Origin of the sequence: Gilliamella sp. B2828 (assembly GCF_026537125.1) — a bacterium.
In the GTDB taxonomy this organism is placed as follows: domain Bacteria; phylum Pseudomonadota; class Gammaproteobacteria; order Enterobacterales; family Orbaceae; genus Gilliamella.
In genome coordinates this window covers 162041-183760 of the sequence record NZ_JAFNMU010000005.1, presented here as the reverse complement: position 1 = coordinate 183760, position 21720 = coordinate 162041, and the positions used below count along the sequence as shown (strand labels likewise).

16 protein-coding genes are annotated in these 21720 nt (G+C 35.6%); 6 read left to right on the top strand and 10 right to left on the bottom strand.

The window, feature by feature from the left end:
• Positions 1 to 112: 112 nt before the first annotated feature.
• The 4 genes from mfd (at position 113) to mmuM (ending at position 7563) form a co-directional block, all read left to right on the top strand.
• Positions 113 to 3574: a transcription-repair coupling factor gene (mfd, locus tag J3U19_RS06420; protein ID WP_267345781.1), complete on the top strand. Its 3462-nt coding sequence runs from the start codon at positions 113 to 115 to the stop codon at positions 3572 to 3574.
• Between the two features lie 27 nt (positions 3575 to 3601).
• Positions 3602 to 5146, top strand: a complete 1545-nt coding sequence (locus J3U19_RS06415; protein WP_267345780.1) for a DUF945 family protein — start codon at positions 3602 to 3604, stop codon at positions 5144 to 5146.
• Between the two features lie 84 nt (positions 5147 to 5230).
• On the top strand, positions 5231 to 6622 hold the full coding sequence (gene mmuP / locus J3U19_RS06410; RefSeq protein ID WP_267340820.1) for an S-methylmethionine permease: 1392 nt from the start codon (positions 5231 to 5233) through the stop codon (positions 6620 to 6622).
• Entirely contained in the window at positions 6622 to 7563 is a 942-nt protein-coding gene (gene mmuM, locus J3U19_RS06405) for a homocysteine S-methyltransferase (RefSeq protein WP_267340819.1), read from the top strand. Before mmuP ends, mmuM begins: the two co-directional genes overlap by 1 nt.
• 93 nt (positions 7564 to 7656) lie before the next feature.
• Here the strand turns inward: mmuM and J3U19_RS06400 are convergent, their stop codons facing one another.
• Together J3U19_RS06400 and J3U19_RS06395 are read right to left on the bottom strand one after the other, a co-directional pair.
• Complete coding sequence (locus tag J3U19_RS06400; RefSeq protein ID WP_267340817.1) at positions 7657 to 8211, bottom strand: YbhB/YbcL family Raf kinase inhibitor-like protein; 555 nt, start codon at positions 8209 to 8211, stop codon at positions 7657 to 7659.
• A gap of 1171 nt (positions 8212 to 9382) precedes the next feature.
• Entirely contained in the window at positions 9383 to 9991 is a 609-nt protein-coding gene (locus J3U19_RS06395) for a riboflavin synthase subunit alpha (RefSeq protein ID WP_267340816.1), read from the bottom strand.
• Between the two features lie 267 nt (positions 9992 to 10258).
• Here J3U19_RS06395 and crcB point away from each other — a divergent pair, with 267 nt between their 5' ends.
• The gene (gene crcB / locus J3U19_RS06390; RefSeq protein ID WP_267345779.1) at positions 10259 to 10636 is read left to right on the top strand and encodes a fluoride efflux transporter CrcB; all 378 of its coding nucleotides are present in this window, start codon (positions 10259 to 10261) and stop codon (positions 10634 to 10636) included.
• 105 nt (positions 10637 to 10741) lie between these two features.
• Entirely contained in the window at positions 10742 to 11140 is a 399-nt protein-coding gene (locus tag J3U19_RS06385) for a cell division inhibitor SulA (RefSeq protein WP_267340814.1), read from the top strand.
• 147 nt (positions 11141 to 11287) lie between these two features.
• On the opposite strand, the gene J3U19_RS06380 is transcribed toward J3U19_RS06385, so the two are convergent.
• From J3U19_RS06380 to J3U19_RS06345, 8 genes are read right to left on the bottom strand one after another with little or no spacing between them, the layout of a single operon-like run.
• Positions 11288 to 13498: a phage tail protein gene (locus tag J3U19_RS06380; protein ID WP_267345777.1), complete on the bottom strand. Its 2211-nt coding sequence runs from the start codon at positions 13496 to 13498 to the stop codon at positions 11288 to 11290.
• A 2-nt stretch (positions 13499 to 13500) separates the two neighbouring features.
• On the bottom strand, positions 13501 to 13719 hold the full coding sequence (locus J3U19_RS06375) for a hypothetical protein (protein WP_267341719.1): 219 nt from the start codon (positions 13717 to 13719) through the stop codon (positions 13501 to 13503).
• Positions 13700 to 13930, bottom strand: coding sequence for a hypothetical protein (locus J3U19_RS06370; protein ID WP_075508847.1), 231 nt, complete (start codon positions 13928 to 13930; stop codon positions 13700 to 13702). Before J3U19_RS06370 ends, J3U19_RS06375 begins: the two co-directional genes overlap by 20 nt.
• 10 nt (positions 13931 to 13940) lie before the next feature.
• Complete coding sequence (locus tag J3U19_RS06365; RefSeq protein WP_267341722.1) at positions 13941 to 14753, bottom strand: phage BR0599 family protein; 813 nt, start codon at positions 14751 to 14753, stop codon at positions 13941 to 13943.
• Positions 14740 to 16401 carry a hypothetical protein gene (locus J3U19_RS06360; RefSeq protein WP_267341723.1) on the bottom strand — a complete coding sequence of 554 codons (1662 nt, stop codon included), beginning with the start codon at positions 16399 to 16401 and terminating at the stop codon, positions 14740 to 14742. Before J3U19_RS06360 ends, J3U19_RS06365 begins: the two co-directional genes overlap by 14 nt.
• A complete protein-coding gene (locus J3U19_RS06355) occupies positions 16401 to 17360 on the bottom strand; it encodes a hypothetical protein (RefSeq protein ID WP_267345775.1) in 960 nt (319 codons plus the stop codon). The genes J3U19_RS06360 and J3U19_RS06355 overlap by 1 nt, the downstream gene beginning before the upstream one ends.
• 14 nt (positions 17361 to 17374) lie before the next feature.
• Positions 17375 to 18313, bottom strand: coding sequence for a hypothetical protein (locus J3U19_RS06350; protein WP_267345773.1), 939 nt, complete (start codon positions 18311 to 18313; stop codon positions 17375 to 17377).
• Positions 18314 to 18316: 3 nt separating this feature from the next.
• Positions 18317 to 21649 carry a phage tail length tape measure family protein gene (locus tag J3U19_RS06345; RefSeq protein ID WP_267345772.1) on the bottom strand — a complete coding sequence of 1111 codons (3333 nt, stop codon included), beginning with the start codon at positions 21647 to 21649 and terminating at the stop codon, positions 18317 to 18319.
• Positions 21650 to 21720: the final 71 nt, after the last annotated feature.

The window sequence follows — 21720 nt, the reverse complement described above, 5'->3', positions numbered from 1 at the left end:
GCTAGTTAATTGCAAGATGCTTATCATACAGGATTAAACAGTTATAGAAAACAACCTCATTCTTACGTTATAATCTACCACTAATTATTTAGCAAAACCATGTAAAATCAACATGTCTAAAACTCTTAATATTTCAACAGTAATTCCTAAAAAATCAGGTGAAGTAAAACAAATTGGGCAGTTAATTGGATCGTCCCTATCCCAATTTTGCGCTCAAGCAATGGATGCGCACGATGGCTTAGTGGTGATTATTACAGATGATATGCAACAAACAACGCGTATCCATGAAGAACTAAAACAATTTTCACCCTATCCTGCTATCTTTTTTCCTGATTGGGAGACACTGCCATATGATAGTTTTTCACCGCATCAAGATATTGTTTCTGAACGTCTATCTTGCCTTTATCATTTAAGAAATTTGACTAAAGGAGCTTTGATTTTACCCATAAACACCTTAATGCAAAAAGTCTGCCCACAAAGCTATTTGGGTGGGCATGTGTTTATGATGAAAAAAGGTCTGCAAATTAGCCGCGAAAAGTTACGTTTACAACTTGAAAATGCAGGTTATCGTTCTGTCAGTCAAGTAATGGAACATGGCGAATATACCACTCGAGGTGCTTTGTTTGATATTTATCCAATGGGCAGTGATAGACCTTATCGTATTGATTTTTTTGATGACGAAATAGATAGCATTCGCACTTTTGATGTTGAATCTCAACGTACAATTGATGAAATAGTTGAAATACAGTTATTGCCTGCGCATGAATTTCCATTTGATAAAACCGCTATTGAGCTTTTTAGAAGCCAATGGCGTGAAAAATTTCCGGTCAGATTAGAGCCAGAAAGTATCTATCAACAAGTCAGCAAAAATATTTTACCCACTGGTATAGAATATTGGCAGGCCTTATTTTTTAATGAGCCATTAACTCCGCTGTTTACCTATTTTTCGACTAACACACTCATTCTTAACACCGTAAATATTGAGTCTCATGCCAATAAATTTTGGCAAGATATCAACCAACGCTACGATAATCGTAAGGTTGATCCAATGCGACCATTATTGGAACCTGTAATCATTTGGTCAAAAACCGACGAAATCTTTGCCGATTTTAAAAAATATCCGAGATTGGTTGTATCGCATGAACTCATCAGCGAATCGAATAAAAATGTCAATATGCCTTATTCGAATTTGCCTGATCTTGCGATTGCAATTCAACAAAAAGATCCTTACTTGCAATTCCATCAATTTATTGAACGTTATACAGGTAAAATCGTCTTTTCGGTCGAATCAGAAGGTCGCAAAGAAGCATTACAAGAAATTTTAGGTCGCATTCGCATTCATCCAATAACGATTAACCAACTGGATGAAATCCATCATGTTAATGATCGCTTTTGTATAATTTTAGGTGCAAGTGAGCAAGGTTTTATTAATCAATCCGATAATTTTGCTTTTATTACTGAAAATGAATTACTGGGTCGCCGGATTGTTCGCCGCAAAAAAGAAAATAAGCAAGCTATCAATACTGATACGCTGATTCGTAGTTTAGCTGAATTAACTCCTGGCAAACCTGTGGTGCATTTAGAGCATGGAGTAGGACGATATGCTGGTCTGACCACTCTTGAAACCGGTGGCATTAATGCAGAGTATTTGATTTTACTTTACGCAAATGATACAAAGCTTTATGTGCCAGTGTCATCCTTGAATTTAATCAGTCGTTACTCAGGCGGGGATGAAGAAAATGCTCCTCTGAATAAACTTGGTACTGATGCATGGAGTAAAGCCAGACAAAAAGCTGCTGAAAAGGTTCGAGATGTTGCAGCCGAATTACTTGATATTTATGCTGAGCGAGAAAGTAAACCAGGTTTTGAATTTAAGCAAGATCGAGAACAGTACGAATTATTTTGCGAAGCTTTTCCGTATCAAGAAACGGAGGATCAACAAAACGCTATTGGTGCGGTAATTGGCGATATGTGTTCACCTTATGCAATGGACAGATTGGTTTGTGGTGATGTTGGCTTTGGTAAAACTGAAGTCGCTATTCGAGCCGCTTTTTTGGCTGTGATAAATCATAAACAAACTGCGGTTTTAGTTCCTACTACTCTACTTGCCGAGCAACATTATGAAAACTTTTGTGATCGCTTTGCGAATTGGCCAATACGAATTGAAAGCTTGTCACGATTTAAAACAGCTAAACAGCAACAAGCTATTATTCAAGCTTTGGGTGAAGGTAAAGTGGATATCGTAATAGGTACTCATAAATTATTACAAGAAGACATAAAATGGAAAGATCTTGGCTTATTAATTGTTGATGAAGAACATCGCTTTGGTGTTCGTCAAAAAGAACGAATTAAAGCAATGCGTGCCAATATTGATATTTTAACCCTAACCGCCACACCAATACCACGCACCCTAAATATGGCAATGAGCGGCATGCGTGATCTTTCTATTATTGCTACACCACCTGCTCGGCGTCTTGCAGTTAAAACGTTTGTACGTGAGTACGATGATCTGGTTATTCGTGAAGCAATATTACGTGAAATCTTACGTGGTGGTCAGATTTACTACTTACATAATGATGTCTCAGACATTGAAATAGTGAGTGAAAAACTCGCTGAATTGGTTCCTGAAGCACGCATTGCTATTGGTCATGGTCAGATGCATGAACGTGATTTGGAACGCGTCATGAATGATTTTCATCATCAACGATTTAATATACTCGTTTGTACTACAATTGTCGAAACTGGGATCGATATCCCGAATGCAAATACGATCATTATTGAACGAGCCGATAAATTTGGGTTAGCTCAATTACATCAGTTGCGAGGTCGGGTTGGTCGTTCTTATCATCAAGCTTATGCCTATTTATTAACACCGCATCCTAAACTGCTCAGTAAAGATGCTAAAAAGCGTTTAGAGGCAATTGCATCACTGGAAGATTTAGGTGCAGGGTTTGCTTTAGCAACACATGATCTTGAAATACGAGGCGCAGGTGAATTATTGGGTAGCGATCAAAGCGGTCAAATTGAAACAATTGGTTTTAATCTTTATATTGAATTGCTCGATGATGCGGTTAAATCACTCAAAGAAGGTAAAGAACCCACGCTTGAATCGCTCCTTAATAATCAGCAAACCGAAGTTGAATTACGTTTGCCAACTTTGATTCCTGACGATTTTATTCCTGATGTGAATACTCGTCTGTCATTGTATAAACGTATTGCTAGTATTGAAGCAATTGAGGAATTAACCGATATAAAAATCGAAATGCGGGATCGATTTGGTAAACTACCCGATGCTGTACTCTTTTTATTAGAAACAACTAAAATTCGTTATCAGGCAAACCAATTAGGAATTACTAAAATTGAATTTGGTGAAAAAGGCGGTTTTATCGAATTTGGCAAAAACAATAAAATTTCTGTCGATTATTTAATTGAAATGATTCAAAAATCACCAAAAAATTATCGCCTTGAGGGCACAAATCGATTAAAATTACTGAGCTCACATTTACAAAGAAGTGATCGTATTGAGTATATTAAAAATTTGTTGGCTGATTTTTCTAACCACCAAGAGTTATAGCGGATAAAATATAAAAAGAGAATGATGATGAAAAAAAGTATAGTAGCGACAGGAGTTATTGCAATATTAGCATTTGGATATATTGGCACTTCAATTTATACCGGAAATTTAATCGAAGAAAACCTCGATACTAACTTAGCTGAGTTTACCCAGCAGGTTAACACCAGCCAACAAATTTACAATCTAAATATTTCTCACAGTAATGATAAAAAAGGAATATTTTCGACCAAAACACATCTAAAAGTCACCTTGACACAAAAAAAACAAATTGATAATGATGATGCCTCAGTAATAGTGTTATACGATGATGAGGCCACGATTCATCATGGTCCATTCCCTTTAGCCGCACTTGCTAATGGCTATTTCATCCCACAAATAGCCTGGTTAGAATTTGCGATAACCGATAAAACGAATCCGACCCTTTGGAAGTTAGCGGGTAATCAATCTTTTATTTCTGGTCACGCTGGTCTGAGTTATAGCAATTATCTTACTGTCAAATTAGAAACTGAAGGTATTAAGTTAACCGATTCAGACTTTGATCTTATTGAGGATCAAGATGCAATTGAACTGGGTAAGGGAAATCTTGTAATTGATAAAAATAATGACTCTGATCTATCGATAAAAGCATCATTTGATAAACTTAATTGGGTAATAGATCAAAATAACATTATTTCTTTTAACGATTTAAATGTGTCATTTAAACCTGAACAAAATACTGCTTCTGTTAACTATGAGATGAAAATGAGCAGTTTAAATATGAAAAATATTGAATTTGGTTCTAATACCAACATCGATTTTGATGATCTCACCTCTAAAGGAAAAATTAACTATAAAGATTATCAGGTTAGTGACCAAAGTGAAATTCATCGACTTATTATATCTACTGGTCAAGACGCATCTGATGCAGTTAATCGCATTGAATTGAATAAATTTGTCCTAAACCAACACGTTGAATTGAATCCCCAAAACTACGCAATAGATGGATCATTATTTACCAGTGTTGCTTCAATCCTCTACGGCAAGCAAAACTTAGGTAATGGCTCACTCGACTTAAGCTTTAAAGGTCTTGACAAGCGCTATTTATTGAATCAATTTTATGTGGACTCTTTTGAAGATTTGCAAGACACAGCTGAGGATATGCCAAATAATACCAATGTCACTCTAAATAAATTCAATTGGCATAACTCTGCCGGTGATATTAATGCAAATTTCGTTCTTGATATCAACAATTTTAATTACACATTTGATGAAGAAAGTGATTTTTCAAATGATATTGATGAGAAAATAAATACATTAAAATTAAAGGTTGAAGCACCATTTGATGTTATGGCGCAATTTTATGCGCAATTCGAACATCCTCAAAATAGTGAGGTTACCGAACAGCAAGTTAATAACGTAAAATCAAATATTAAGTTAAGTGCTGAAATGTTTTTGGGTAACGTACCATTTTTTGTTTTCGATAATGGACAAACCGAAGGTCTTTTTTCAGACGTGAGCTTAACCAAAGACAGTGATGAAGTTCAAGTCAATGGTGAAATCATGTCGAAAAAAGAATTCTTTCATGATTTTTGATAAATAAAAATAACAATTCAAATAGTCTTTTCCGTCAGCCATACTGGCGGAATATTAACCTTAAAAGCTCAAAATAATATAATTATGAATACTCATTCTCTATCCTCAAATGAAAATCAATTCAAACGCACTATGAAAACCCGACATTTAATTATGCTATCTTTAGGTGGCGTAATTGGTACGGGGTTGTTTTTTAATACTGGATACATTATTGCTACTGCGGGAGCAATTGGTGCAATAATATCTTATTTAATTGGTGCGCTAGTGGTGTATTTGGTCATGCTATGCCTCGGTGAGTTAGCTGTTGCTATGCCCGAAACAGGCGCCTTTCATACCTATGCCTCGCGCTTTATCAGCCCAGCTACAGGCTATACTGTTGCATGGTTATATTGGCTGACATGGACAGTTGCATTGGGTTCAAGCCTAACGGCTGCCGGCATGTGTATGCAATACTGGTTCCCTGATATTGCAGTATGGATTTGGTGTTTAATTTTTTGTTTAGTGATTTTTGCACTCAATATCGTTACAGCACAGTTTTTTGCTGAAAGTGAATTTTGGTTCTCAATAATTAAAGTCATCACCATTGTCGTATTTATTATTGCTGGTACTGCCGCTATCTTCGGCTTTATTCCAATGAAAAATGATATTCCAGCCCCATTTTTGCACAATATTACTGATCACGGTTGGTTTCCTAATGGCATAATCCCAATAGTTATGACAATGGTATCGGTCAACTTCGCATTCTCAGGAACTGAACTTATCGGGATCGCCGCTGGCGAAACTCATAATCCTGAAAAATCGATTCCATTAGCCATAAAAACCACTATTCTACGCTTGATCATATTTTTTGTTGGCACTATTTTTGTTTTAGCCGCACTTTTACCCATGGATCAAGCAGGTGTTGTAACCAGTCCCTTTGTGATGGTCTTTGAAAATATCGGTATTGCTTATGCTGCCGATATCTTTAATTTTGTCATTCTAACTGCGATTTTATCAGCAGCAAATTCTGGACTTTATGCTTCAGGTCGCATGCTCTGGTCACTGTCAAATCAAGGCACATTACCAAAATGCTTTGCTCAATTAACTGATAAAGGTATCCCAACTACTGCAATTGCTGTCAGTATGTTAGGGGGATTGTTAGCCCTGTTTTCTAGTATCATTGCACCTGATACTGTATTTGTTGCTTTAACGGCAATTTCAGGATTTGCTGTGGTAGCCGTATGGTTAAGTATTTGTGCTTCGCACTATTTCTATCGAAAGCAATTATCCGCATCAGAGCAAAAAAATCTTAAATTTAAAGCACCATTTTATCCAGTAGTGCCAATTTTAGGCTTTATTCTGTGTCTAATTGCTTGTATTGGATTAGCGTTCGATCCTGAACAACGTATAGCATTATATTGTGGTATTCCATTCGTGATTTTTTGCTTTATTGCTCATCATTTTACCCAAACGTATCAAAACAAGAGTCATAAATAATGAAAAACAATAGTTCTATAACAACCCTTTTAAAACAAAAAGGTTATATCATTATTGATGGTGCATTAGCTAGCGAACTGCAACGTCGAGGTAGCGATCTTAACGACAGTTTATGGTCAGCCAAAATATTAATTGAACAGCCAGAATTAATTCAACAAGTACATTATGATTATTTCAAAGCTGGAGCTGATTGCGCCATAACTGCGAGCTATCAAGCAACACCAATGGGATTTGCCAAAAAAGGAATTGGGATCGAGGAGTCAATCGAGCTAATCAAAACCAGTGTAAAATTAGCCAAACAAGCCAGAACACAATACCTCAATGAGATCAAACTAAATAAATTTCTCTTAATTGCAGGTTCAGTGGGTCCTTATGGTGCTTATCTTGCAGATGGCTCCGAATATACTGGCGATTATCACCTCAATGAGGATGAATTTATTGGATTTCACAAAGATCGCATTGCAGCACTGATTGACGCAGGTGTAGATATTTTAGCTTGTGAAACATTACCATCATTTTTGGAAATCAAAGCGTTAGTAAAATTATTACAACAATTTCCATTGGTTAGCTGCTGGTTTTCATTAACATTAAAAGATCAACAACACCTCAGCGACGGTACTCCCTTAATACAAGTTATTGACTATTTAAATCGTATTGAGCAAATTGTCAGTGTTGGGATTAATTGCATTGCTCTGGAGAAAGTCACCCCTGCTTTAGAGGTATTGAGTCAACTAACCTGTAAACCGTTAATCGTTTACCCTAATTCAGGCGAGCAGTATGATCCAACGACCAAGCTATGGCATAAAAACCATGATCACAATTGTACCTTTGCCAATCAATTAGATGCCTGGACCAAATTAGGCGCTAAATTAATCGGTGGTTGTTGCCAAACAACTCCTGAGGATATTGTGGAAATTCATCAGTTATTAATGAAAAAATAGTTCATCACACGCGCAAAAATTCAAGTACAACAATATAACAACTGCCGAACTGATTCATTAATTCGGTAGTTGTTATCCAATAGCTAATCCATTTTATCGTGAGTAATGATAAGTGACAGTTGCTTTAGAAATCAGATGCGAATTAACCATAAAACCAATTAATGCTGGTGTCGTTTGGTCATCAACATCTAAATGATCAATATCAAGTGCGTAGAGTGTAAATTGATAACGGTGGTCAGATTTTTCTGGAGGGCATGGTCCGCCGTAACCAGCTACACCAAAGTCATTGCGAACCACTTGACTGCCTTTGGGCAATAGATCAGGATTATTGCCAGCAGAACGCTTAAGCGCAGTCACATCAACTGGAATATTGACTACCGTCCAATGCCACCAGCCAGAGCCTGTTGGTGCATCAGGATCATACATAGTTATCACTAGGCTTTTTGCATCTTTAGGTACATTATGCCACGAAATATTTGGAGATTGATTTTCTCCTTGGCAACCGAATTGGTTATAAATAAATTTATTAGTAAAACCTTTTTTGACAAGATCAGGAACAGCTAACTGCATTTCAGAGGCTAAAGAACTCGCAGAACTCAACAATAAAGCACAGCACATTACAGTTTTTAATTTATTAATAATCTTCATATTAATCCTTATATAATATTTCATTTAATTGAAGTCATATAATTATACTTTATGAATACTATAAACGTTGTCTATAAAAAGATAAATATCATTTTTTAGATTTACTTTTTTTATTTTAAACCGTGAATGAATTGATTATATTAATTTCTATTTAGAGGTTTGTGGTTTGAGCTTTTTATTGATAATACTATTTATTTGTAAAAAATATTTAGGAGTCTATACCATTTCGTTATTATCACTCTTCAATGAAACTTACTTTTAGTATACTCATCTTTTCAGACTGAATTGAATGAATTGAATGAATTTTTCGTACACCTCTGATTTTAACTTCTCAAATTCTATTGAGATCCTTTCTTTACTGAAATATTCAATCTCAATTATCTGTTTAAGTATCTGCTTCAGTATGTTTCATTGAGGTTAATTTGAAAATGCAGCATTAACCTTTCGTTAATTGAGTAACAGCAGATCAGTTATCGATGTCATTAAGTCAAACAAGTGGTAAATTCAGTTTTATATCCACCTATAATATTGATAATACGCTGTTATTTCTTCGCTATAGTGCAAGTAAATAAATCTTCTAGCCTATCCAAATTTTTATAGTTAAGAATACCGACATAAATATACTGCTCCTAAAATACGAATAAAGATCTTTAGAGCTTTAAAAAAGCTAAAAAAACTCAACCTGATAAATCAGCCAACAAGTTCTTACTTTGTAAAATTCATCTTACTTTTTTAACAAGTTTTAAATCAAGTTCAGATAGATAACTTCCATAATATTATTTTTTGAAAAAAGCTTATCAAAAGTTGACCTCTTAGCACCAACAAAAGATGAGTAGAGGGAATCATTGATATTCGATTGGTGATGTTTTAAATGTGTTTTTTACTTAAACGTATGCACAACCTCAAACTTTTTCACAAAAATAATCCATTAATGACAATAGCAAACTTTTATTGATATCCTTAATTAGCCGTCGAAGGATTGCTCAAGAACAAAGTTTAAGATTTTTTGAATGGTTGTGGGGATATTAAGGCTTTTATAACAAAGCCTTAAATCAAGCATCCCTATAGTAACGATGAATTCAATACATTAAAATGTTCGAAAGTCGACAAAACAGGAATGTTTAGAATTAACATAATCATTTTTTGAATGATTTAATCTAAAAAGGAAATGTTAATTGCTTTCCGCTAGAACTCTTTCAACTGTATCAACAATTGCTTGAGTCTGTGAATCAATTTCAATATTAACTCTATCTCCTACTTTTTTTGTATTTAAAGTCGTAATCGCGAGTGTTTCAGGAATTAAATTAATTTGAAAATGATTATCCATGATATTACCAACGGTTAGGCTAGCACCGTCAACACCAATAAAACCTTTGTAGAAAACATACTTGGTGAATTTAGAGGGTAAAGCTAAAGTCATTTGGCAATTCGTTGTCGTTTTTTGGATATCAACAATTGTGGCGGTGCAAGATATGTGCCCAGACATTATATGACCACCAATTTCATCGCCATATTTGGCACTACGTTCTATATTAACCAAATCATCAAGCTTTTTATCGCCTAATGTAGTAAGTGCTAATGTTTCTTTCATTATGTCAAAGGTGACCCAATCATCTTTAAAATCGGTCACAGTTAAACAACAGCCATCGTTAGCAATTGATGCGCCGATTTCGATATGTTGCGTTAATTTTTCAGGCAATTTTACCTTATAAGTTCTTAAGTTATCTTGATCGATGATATCAATAATTTTACCTTGACCCTGCACAATACCTGTATACATATTGTATCCTTGAATTAAACGAAAATTTTCAACTATTCTACTTAATTACCAGGTAATTATCTATCCTTAAGCACATTTACTTGGGCATGATTCTATCTTATTGATAATTCTAAAACACAATGATATAACGATTATTTTTTTAATCTAAAAATGATGCAGCAATGAATATTATGCATTTTCTTATTATCTCGGTTATAGTTATCGTTCTTTACTAATAAGAATAAACATTATTGTTAATAAAAATACGCCCAATTTTAAGGATTCAGTATGTTAAAACTTATTTTAGCTATTTCGGTCGGTTCAGTCGTCGGTGGTTTATTGCGGTGGTTTCTGTCACTTAAATTAAATATTCTCGCTTTTGCCATTCCTTTGGGAACATTATTGGCAAATCTGGTTGCGGGGTATATTATTGGCTTTGCAATTGCTTTTTTTAATCATTCAAACCTTCCTAATGAATGGCGTTTATTGGTGATCACTGGTTTTTGCGGTGGATTATCGACTTTTTCAACTTTTTCGGCGGAAATCGTGAATTTCTTACAAGAGGGCCGTATTGCATGGGGATTAACCACTATTGCCATTCATGTTATTGGTTCAGTTTTAATGACTTTTTTAGGGATTTTTTCTTATCAGTTATTGCGTTCTTAATTCTGTTACATAAAAAATTATATAAAAAATGATCACACAGAGAGTTTACAATCACAAATTACTGTATTAATATACACTGTATATTAATACAGTAATGGGATTACTATGCTTATTGAACACTCTTCATCACAACTTATGGCGATTAATTTTGAATCCCCTTTTCAGCAGATTTTACAACAACAGCGCCCTTTGTTGAAATCACTTAATAAAGCTAAAAAATGGCAATTATGGCTATCCGATCGACCAATGTTAAAGCGTTCATGGGTAAATATTGCAGGACTTGATAAACAAAAAGTGGTGCAATTAAGTAATCTTAAAAATGAAAATTTAATATCTACTATTGAAAAAGCATTAAAAAGCAAAACCTGTAGCTATATTGTTGCTTGTATTAATGATCTTAATGAGCAAGATAAACTACGTATTGAACAAGCCGTCTCAAACAGTGATACGTGTTTATTATTAGTTCACGATGAACAGACACAACAAACAGTTCAATATCATTAATTTTTTTAAAACTGAACAGCCTAATTAATTTTAATCCTCAGTGTATAAAAAGATGCTTTCTTGATGCCGAGCGTGATAAATCACGCTCAAATTAAGTGATAATTAACTATTTTGTATTTTTCATCATATGAAAACAAATTACAAATATTAAGCTTTAATTTGTAAAATGTATTTTTGTAAACTTTCTAACTCGGATTTTGTGTCGTATGTGTAAATCCGAATTTCATCAAAACGTTCAGTGTCATTAATTTCCAATTCGTGAGAATTTTCATTTGTTACTACTGTTTTCTTTAGTACACCAGCTAAATAATATTCAATATGATATTCAACAGTTTCTGGTTTATCAATATTGCCCTCATTATATGCAATGAGATTATCTTGTTGTATTTCTTTGTTTCTATGTAACCATGTTAATACTATTGTTTCTTGTTCTTTTAGTGTTATTGTCTCTGTAATAACACCATTAACCTGTAAATTAGCTGGAGGGTATGGTCGTGCGGCTCTTGCGTTAAATTTTAGTGCTCGAATAGGAGCTTTATTTGCACTGAGTGTTCCAGTATTAGTTTGTGTTAACTGTTGAACATAAGCAACTTCACCTTTTAAATATTCAATGCCGTCCGTTTCAAATAGGCTATCAAAAAACCAGATAAACGAATCTTTACTATGTGTTTGTGGTAATGTGTCTGCACATCCCCTTGCTATTGTTACGGTGCCATTTAACTCATCAAATGCATCAATTCGAATGATTTCATTACCAATAATAGCTGCGCTGCCAATTGAAACATCTGTCATATTTTTGTTAAAAATCACGCTTAATTGTGTATCTACTTTACTTAACTGACGTTTACTTATTAATACCGCACTTGGTGTAAAGTCACATGTTCCTTTTATTGTAAAATCAGCCCCTTCAGTTGCCGTTTGTAATAAATAGTTAATTGACTGTGAATTTGGCTGAGCAGAAACTAGGAGCATATAGCCTGACTCGTTATTAACATCATGATTTGATAACTGGCTCATTGCAAAATAGGGAGATTCGAATAACATATAATTTTCAACTGGCCTTGGTGTTGTATCTTGAACTAGCCCTGTTCCAGATTGATTACCACTGTTATAAACTGTATCTGCCAATCCAAAAACATCCTGAATTGCGGTGATTTCAATCATTCCATCTTCGTGCTCGTTAATAGAGCCAACCCGCATGACCATATCTTTGATATCCCTGTCTGGCAGTGATACCCGAAAACAATCAGCAGGAGTTAATATTTCACCGCGGCGATCAAACTGAATTGTTAAACGCCTTAAACCCGCAATTCCAGATTCCAGTTCTCGCTGTGCAACACGTGCAGCCAGCTCAAATGTGGGTAGTGCTTTATATTCAATAGAGCTACTGATTAAACCAACAGCTTGAATTGCACCTAAATTTTGTGCCCGAACTTCACTATCCTCGTTCGTTACTGGATTATGCCATTTTACGGCAATTTCATTTGGTACATTATCGGAAGCGCTACTATCGTCGTCCTGTACCACTAAAATACCATTATCATAATTAAACAATGGTAAATCTTCTTTTTTGTAATTATCACGAATCAGTTTTAGTTTAATTTTTCCTGTTGTTAAATCGGCATATTGTACTGCGCCTATATGATCTAACACCTGCTGTATAAATGTATCTAATCCATCTTGTCGATTGTAACGAAAGCATAAACCGAATTTTTCATTATATAGAATATCAGCAGCAGTTTTAAATGAATCTAAATCAAAATCCTCATATAGTTGCAATCCTCGTCCCCAATCATTGTTAGTTCCGCACTCTATCAAAATATGCGCAGGATTCATTGCATGAATAGTTCTTAAATTGCTATTTATTCCATTATCTTTTTCATGAATTGTTGATGTATCATCATATAACATGATGATACATTTTTCTGGGTACCATACTTCGCTATTTGACCAACCTTGTGTTGTACGTCTGACTCTATATTTCCACGGTTTTGGACTTGCTGAATAAGCACTAATTAAACCGTCAAAGAACGTCGTAACCATGCCCCGAAAACCAGGCACAACGCCGCCCAGTAAATTTTTTACACGACTAGTTGGCTCCTGATCTGCATTACCCATTGCAATTTCAAATATGCCTTTAATTCCACCTTCACCACCAACATTAGTACCACCAAACAAATTCGGCTTATCAATATAAATTGATTTGCTAACAGTGACTTCATTTGCTTTACCTGCAAAAACTGTTTTATCATCAGCAGTAATGGCAACTAACTCATTAATCGGTCCACGCCCAAGGCCTGACTGAATACTGAAGTAGTATTTATAGCCAATAGTTGTTTTCTTTTTTTTACTGCCCATACTTACCTCTTCTGTACTCTTTGTTTTGCCAGTTCAACAATACGAATAGCTAACGCATCACCTGTACTTAAAATTGTTTCGCTATCAATCCCACCATTTTGAACAAAATCATTAAAACTCAGTTTATAGTGTTTAAACCAAGCTTTTAGACCCCACGCACAACCACCTCCTCGGCGAATATCGGCCATAGTTATCCATATACTATTTTCTAATTGCTTCATAACGATAATTTCCATAAGCCAGCACAAACCAATCCGCAGTCCAACAGTCACCAAAAAACACACACTGTGGTGTTCCTTCTGTTGGCTGAGGATAATCAAAGTCATCAAACGTTGCTGCATTAACCTTATTATTATGTTTTTTGGCTAATGCTTGATTTAGAAAATAGGATGCAACCAGTACAACAACAAAACGCGCAATCGCCCACCACATAATGAACCTCCTAGAATAATTTAGTAATGCTATACGGTGATTTGCCGGGCATATGTGGACAACCACCATAATTCAAATGGTTATTAAATTTATTTTCACAGGTATTAATTGTATTATCACAACCAGGGTATACATTAATTATCAAACCAACACTTAAGCCGTAAGTTCCACCATATAGGCTTAAATTATTGTTGTTATGCATGCGAATACCTCGCCTTTCTGTTAGACCTTCAAACTCATATTCAATATAGCCACCACTAAAGTAACCATTATTAATATCTTGTGGTACATTAAATGTAATTGATTTACCATCTAATGCGGTGATCTCTAATCCTGAAATGACATAATGACGGGCTTTAACCTTACATCTACTATCATAAAGTGCATGAGGGCACTTTCTGCCCCAGGTCAACCTTAATCCCTGACGACCAAATGTATTAACAATATTAGTGGTGATAATTTTGGCTTCACCAATTTTTTCACGTTTGACTTCAGTGATATTACCTACCCATACCACCCGTAACTCTTGTTGATTATCATGATAATGCATGCGATAAATTCTAATTTTTACCGATGTACTCGGTGGCACACCTCGGTAAAAAGAAACCACTTTATTCGTAACCGGTAAGATAATTTCGACATTATTATTACTGCTTGCTGATAATCCATTATCACTAATTGCAATCGCTTCCCATAGCGCATTATTAACCATTATTGAGCGATCGGCATTTGTATAGTGGTAATACAAATTCTGCCTTTTAAACTCATACAGTGTTAATGGTTGACCATTTGCAACAGAATACTCAAACTCATTCCAACTCATACCGTACCTCCCTAAATGTAACGTTTATTTTTGCCGTGCCGTCAGCATCAGTTAAATGCTCCCATACAACTTTGTCATCATTTAAACGGCATAGACGCATTATGGATATTTTGATTACTTCTTGGCACATAAATGCAACTTTTTTATTGAGCAACAACCGAAGTCCACCTTTGTTATTGCTTTTTACGTTGACAATTTCACGATATAAAATGCGGTTACCTCTCAGTAAAATTCTTAAGAACTGTCTACCGAGATAAGTTTCAGTCATGTTATTTTGTTCAATATCTAAAATTTCACTGGTTGCATCATCAACTAGTTTGCAATCATTGCTAAACGAGGGTACAAAAATTGGTTTTTGGCGACCACGGAGGGCATAAAACAAGGCACGCAGTTCAAGTTGTTTATTACGACCATTAATTAAAAATTCATGGGATTGAGTAATAAAAACACGATTTGCGCTATCTGAGTAGTACACGATACCAGTTTGATTGTCGATTTCACGTCGCATTGATTCATATGAAACATGTACATCATCTGACCAATCTGGTTCTTGCTCCAGTACATAAAAATTATTGTACATAGGTAGTTCAACATTAACGTTAATGTCATTTTTTTCAACAATTAAAAATCGTAACTCTGCGGTTGCTAATTCATCTGTTCGCCTGATAATTTTAGGTGGTTCAGTCAATTTTGCTGATTTAATAGGAAATACTTTGGCACCTTTTAAAACAGCTGTATATATTGGTTCGGATAGAGTAATACTTGAATTTGTAATTGACTCAATATTGGACACAATCGTATTACTATCATTCATAACTGTTAGATTACCGCCAACACGATAGTCTCGCCCGATAGTTGATAAATAGATTGTCTTATCACCTGGTTTGATTTCTTTATCCAGTAATGCACTATCACTATAAATCGGCAATGAAAATGAGCTTAAATAGTTATGAAATAGTATATTTTCAATTTGTCGACGTTCATGTTGATGGATAAGTATTTGAAATTCAAATGTGCGACGTGGTGTTAATCGCATTGCTACTCGCTGTTCTGCCCCTGTTTGTGATTGATGTATATTGGTTTTCCATTCTAATGTTTCAGTAATACCTTGCGACCAATTCGGTGAGAGGGAAAGCGGTAGCGAACGATTACCGCTAACAACTAATGTAACGGTTTCAGCGTTTAAAAAATGAAACGAAATTGTGCAGTCAATGCTATCCGTGCCATGACTATCAATATCAATCGATAACACTTTTAAGCTTAATCGACTAAATAAAAGTGGTAACGCCACATTACTGACAGTGACCCCTTGTTTGTCACTATAGGTAATATCAGTCAAAATTTTACTGCTGAAATAACCATTGAAAATTGATACTTCTATAGTGCGTTGATTACTAACATAACCAACATCAATAGTGGATGGATTAATATAGAGCTTGTTATAAATAATATTTAAAAATGATTGTGTAATGTAACCTTTTCGCACATTGAATAACTGCAACGGTATTCCGCGTGTAACTGGCCCTGTTTTGTCTTCAACGACAAAGGAGAGACGAGCCATACCTTGGTATTGTTGCAAATCAAAGCTGCGCTGACCACGTAGCTTTTTCAAACCATTAATAACGTATCCTGTATGTTTGGTACTCATCACTCAATTACTCTATAAAAGTAGCCAAGGTCATAACTGTTATCTTCATCTTGAACTTTATCTGTGACAGTTTGAAACATTGTTGCCGCACAGCAATAATATTTTTCACCATTAATTTCACGAATAGTACCAGGAACAACACCATCAATTCTGGCAACATAAAAATCAGGAACTACACCGATGCGTTGATATTGTTTGCTAGCCAAATGCAGATAAATGGATTGTGGCACCAACGTTATCAAATTATTAAATTGAGATAAACTTGCCTCAACAAGCAACATATCAGGGTGGGGTTTATAGTCACGCCGAATTGTTGCATCACCAATACCCATTGCGCCTATTCCTTCATAACCTGACTCATTTGCGCCAAAAAAATAATCTTTGTCCTCAACTCTAATAACGTTAGCGAATGTACGCCAAGGGAGCGATCCGATATACAAGTACATATCACTGGTGAAGGGATATGATGCGTAACTTGTATCATTAGTGTTTGTTGAATGTGTTCCGTACGCATAATGACCACCATTGTAAATTCCATCTTTTTTTATTGTTCCAATACCAAAATGACGAAAACGACGAGAATCGACACGTACAACAACATGAATATATTGTGCTGTTGTTAAAAATGTATATGATGCAAATGGTTCATTATGAAAATTAGTACCAGCACCCCAATAATAACGATAGAAATTTGCTTTACCGTTAAACGAGCTTGAGCCTGTTTGATTGTCCCAGGGTAAATTTGCTTTAAACTGATTATTGATGGCAATGTACAACGTGGGGAGTGAATTTGATGTGCCAACTTTTAGGCTCCAAAAACATTTTTCATTATGTAAATAGAGTTCTTTTTCTTTAGTATTAATTTTATCAACAACCCACCCATTAACTGATTGTGCAAATGTCGCCAATTTTGATAATAAATCCATAACCGACGAGGCGTTACCCGTTTGATATGCCATGTTTAGCTCCTATCCTATATTTTTTCAATTGCAAAAAAATCAATATTTGTTACACGAAAACCGTTTTGAAAAATAATAAATTCGCGACCATCATCGGTTTTAATCGTATCTTCTGCCGCTCGACTTAATCCTGGTACCCAGTAAACACCATCTAACGCTCCCCAAAATTGAGTTGCACCTTTTGTCACGTCAACAATGGAAACAGGATAAAGTGGTGAGTAGCTATCAGGTGATGCAGTTAATGCATTGATTTTTTTATTGCCATAATAATAAAATTGTTCAATACCTCTTGGATAAACTAACTTTGTTTGGCTACCTTTTGAACCATAAAACTGTTGCCATGATTGCGCTGGGGTAAATACATAAAAATGATTGTTACGCGGGTCGATAATTGAGGAAAAATAATCTGTTGTGATTGAATATCGCAGTAATTCATTATTACAACTACCTGCAATGACAAGTGGATAAGGGTACTCATTTGGCAATGCGTTTGGTAGCATAAATCCGCAATAACAACTTGAATAAACAGTTGTCATTTTTGTTACCACAACAAAACGACGATTATTAGCAAAAAACCAGTAATGTAGTGGATTATTATCAGCAAATAGTCCAACTTGTGTGCAATTTAACATACCGCTAAATATGTCATTGGGTTGATTGATTAATTCAACATTAAAGTAGGTTCCACCGCAGAAATAAAGATTATAAGTATCATTTAAAATGCTATTATCTGTTTTACACGCAACATAAATATTATTGCCAACAGTCGCTCCCGGTGCACTCCATGCATATGATTTTCGTTTTGCTATAGTTGCTGTAGCTGCAGTTTCGCCGCTGTAAATTTCTGTCCAGTTATCACCTGTTTTAACTAATTCACTATCAGTTGTTAAAAATAGATTTAATTTATCCAGTAAATCGATTTCGTTATCTGCAATTCCACTTTGATACGCCATAGATTAAATCTCCAAATCTTGTTTAATTGTTTGTCTATTTGCTCGAATAAATGTTTTAAATGCTCTACCACCCGTCACACTATTAATGCCACGACTGACCATATCACCCGCATCAATGAATAGTTCTTGCTGAATAACGGGACTTAATACAGTTGGTGAGCTTTTGCGTTGTTGGTTATCATCAAGTAATGGCGCTTTTGGAATATTGACATTGCTAACAGGTCCACCTGTTGCATAATAATGTAATCGTCCCGTATTGATAGCGTGAAGATAGTCGAGACCGTATTTTTTCACAGATTCAGCTTTCACAACAAATTCACCGTTTGATAAGCGAGCAGGGATTGAATCTGATGTGCTTGTACCGGGTCCACTGATATAACCACCAGTCGCTGCCACAACAGATGCTGCACCGGCTAACCCAGACATAGCAGAACTACCCGCACTAGCCGATGTAATTGCTGTGTATAAGGTCGCTGCACCACTTGAAAATGCGCCTGCCATTGCACCTGTTAATCCTGCGGTGCCCGTTGTCATTGCGGTAGTTAATGAAGTGCCCAGTTCAACCGAACCAACACTTGTCGCAGAGGTTATTGCTGTGCTCATCAATTCTGCTGAAGCGATAGCACTGGCATTTTCTGCTGTATCGGTTATTGAGCTAAAAAGTGATTTACCCAAATTACTGAGTTGATTCATGGCAATATCAGCAAGACCTTTACTTGCTACCTGAGCCATTGCTGATACGATACTTTGTGCAAGGTTTAATAATGCGTCTTTTAATTCAAACGTACCTTTTGCTAAAGAATCAAGACTACCTTGGATACCGCTTTGCAACCCGTTTTTAAATGCATTGGTTAATGCATCGGTAGTTTTATTTAGTTCTGCAATTTGCAGCTGAAGTGTAGCAAGTGCTTTTTGTGCATTTTCCCCAACTTGACCCGGAAGCGTTGTCATAGCTTGCAAAGTAGGTAAATATTTGGCAAGTTCTTGCGCTGTTTGCTTGTGCAAATCAACTAATTGGCTTTGTCCTTCAATTTGTGTAATTAAACCAGCAGTTACTTGTGCTTGTATACTTTGTTCTTTTATTGACTGTTGTGATTGTGCTTGCTGAACTTTTGCTAAAATTTCGGCAAGATTTGCTTCAGCTTTTTTTAGTGGCAATAACTGGTCAATTAAATCAATACCTTCAATATTTTTATTGGCTTTAAGTTGCGCTATAACGGCTTGATACCATCTATCAATTTCTGCTGTTTTAATTCTGGTTGGGTCAAACAATAACGAATTGAGTTGATTTTGTAATTCGTCATTAAGTTTTTTATTTTCGTGTGCTGTAATTGCATTATTTGCCGCATTAGCTCGATTACGTTGCTCTAATGTTAATTTTTGAGAATCAATCAACGTTTGCCGAGTTGCATATGTTTTTTGTGTCTGCTTATCAGCTTGTGATTCCAGCGATTTTATAAATTGCTCTGTTTCACGTGCTGCAGATTTTGCCGCTCGAGCTGATTCTTGTATTGCTTTTTTCTTTGCTTCTTGCTCATCTATCAATTGAGCATTAGCGATAATCTCTTTTTTGAGCTCTGGGCTAGCGTTTTTATACTGACCTTTTTCAATTTCGTAAAGTGCTTTAGCAACTGCTGTGCTTTTTTCTTGTAACGCAACTTTATTTTTTAATTGTTCGTTATATTGTCTTAGCTGTTTATCCGTGATTTCTTTTACATCTTTATCATATTGACCGCCTGAAAATGATTTACCGTCTTTTGATTTAACTCCTTGTGCTTGTAAATCTTTACGACCCTTTTCATCAGCCCACAGTACTTCATATTTTTTACGTAATTCATCAACCGCTTTGGCTTGTTTTTCAGCATCACTGGCATTTTGTTTATGTAGCTCATCAAGCTCCTTTTGGGCATTGATTGCTTTTTCATTAATTACATCTGTGTCATGCTTTTCTTGTGCTTCTTTTTGAAGTTTATCTCGTTGAGTCTGTTTTTCTTGTAATGCTTTATCATCATTTTTAGTATATGGAATAGATACTGACCCAGGAACAATAAAAAAACCTCTTTTTTTAGCTTTCTCCATTCTTTCAATATCTTCTTCTAGGCTTGATAATCCTAAATCAAACTTAAGCTCTTTCTTTAACTCATTACCTAGAACACTAACCCCATTTTTGAAGCGTCGCCACGCATTTTCTAACCAATTTAGCTGTTCTTTCATCTTATTAGCGCTGACTTCCATCTCTGAAGCATATTTATCTGTAGCGATTGCAATAGCCTCTTCGGTTCTACCTTGTTCTTCTAATGCGCTTATACGCTGATAAGTAGCCAGATCTAAAAAGTGATATTGTTTATTACTTTCAACAGCCCAGCTTGTGACCGAATTTTCAATACCTTTAAATGATTGAACGGCGTCTTGGGCACTTTTTTCTGTCACAGTTGCCATATAGGCTGATGCAGTAGTAATATTTTCAATCGTTTTTGCTGATAATCGCCCCGCTGATGTCAGTTCTGCAATAACACCACGTGTTTCACTGTAGTTATGATTAATTTTACCGATACGCTGAGACATAGCCTCAAGCCCGCCTGCGGTAGCACCGGCATAATTACCCGTTGAAATTAAGGCACGATTAAACCGGTCTTGGTCTGAAATTATCGTACTTATCACTTGTGACATTTTGTAAGCTGCAGCAACAAAAATACCAACGGATAATGTGGCTGCACTAAATAATGGCGGTAATCGTCCAGTCATGTTGCCAATTGTCAGCAATGAATTTCCCGCTGATGCAAAATTACCACTCGATAATTGTTTAAACATACTGATGATGCTACGACGGGCGCCTTTGGTATTTAAATCTAATTTTTTAGTACTTTCATTGAGCGTTTCAACCGTTGATAATGCAGCACGTTGATTATTGATTTTCCCAAGATAATCATCAAACGTATCAGTATCAATCACGCCTGCTTTTTTGGATTTCCTTAATTTGCTTTCTAGCTCATCTAAACGACTTAGACCTTTTGTAGCAGGATCAATACTAGCAAGTAATTTGTCTAAACCTTGGCGCAGTTTTTCAACTTCTTTTTTATGCGCTTCAGCTGCTTTAGCGGCAATACTTTGTGCTTTAGCTTGTTTTTCAGCAGCAGCGGCAGCTTGCGCACCACGGTTCATTGCCTCAGTTTGTGCCGTATAAACATCTTTGATGCTTTGAGCACTTTTTTTGTTAGCATCTTGAGCAACATTTGCTGACTCTTTCAGTTCAGCATTTAATTGACTGATATTATCTTTTGCTCTATTCACATCAGCCGTGAATTTCATTGCAATATTCATATCGTTATTAGCCATTATTATTGCTCTCCGCGTAACTGTTTTACAAACTTTGTAACTTGTTTACCACCATTAAAGCCAACACAAAT